The organism is Methylobacterium sp. P1-11 (assembly GCF_008329595.1).
Taxonomy (GTDB): Bacteria; Pseudomonadota; Alphaproteobacteria; order Rhizobiales; family Beijerinckiaceae; genus Methylobacterium.
In genome coordinates, this window is sequence record NZ_NPKS01000126.1 from 1 (window position 1) to 530 (window position 530).

1 protein-coding gene is annotated in these 530 nt (G+C 66.2%); it reads right to left on the minus strand.

What is annotated here, in order from left to right; genetic code table 11:
• On the minus strand, window positions 1-530 hold a 530-nt coding region (gene pqqC, locus CIW48_RS33030), incomplete at both ends, for a pyrroloquinoline-quinone synthase PqqC (RefSeq protein WP_149314528.1).

Below are 530 nucleotides of genomic sequence, written 5' to 3' on the forward strand. Positions count from 1 at the left end.
GCGTCGAGCTGCGTCCAGAGCACGGTGCACTTGAACGTCAGCGCCGCCAGCGCCTGCCGCTGCAGCTCGGGCGTCGTCGCGTGCTGCTTGACGTAGTCCAGGGCGAAGTCGGCATCCCGCGGCGCCTGGGTCAGGCGCTTGTCGAAATAGGCCAGCGTGTCCTTGGTGATGAAGTCGTAGTTCTTCAGCATCCCGGCGACGCGCTCGGAAATAATCGTCGGCGAGAACATCTCGGTCAGCGACGAGGCGATCGCCTCCAGCAGCGTCTTCTCGGAGACGAAATGGACATAGGCCTCGACCGAGAACTTCGTGGCCGAGAGGATGCCGCGGGTCGACAGCACGTAGGCGCGGTCGAAGCCGACGCCCTCGGCCAGCTTGAGCCAGCGCTCGATGCCGCCGTCGCCCTCGTGGTCGCCGTCATGATCGACGATGCGCTGGCGCCAGATCCGCCGCAGCGACGCGTCGGTCATGCGCGCCAGCACGGCGGCGTCCTTCACCGGGATCATCGCCTGGTAGTAGTAGCGGTTCAG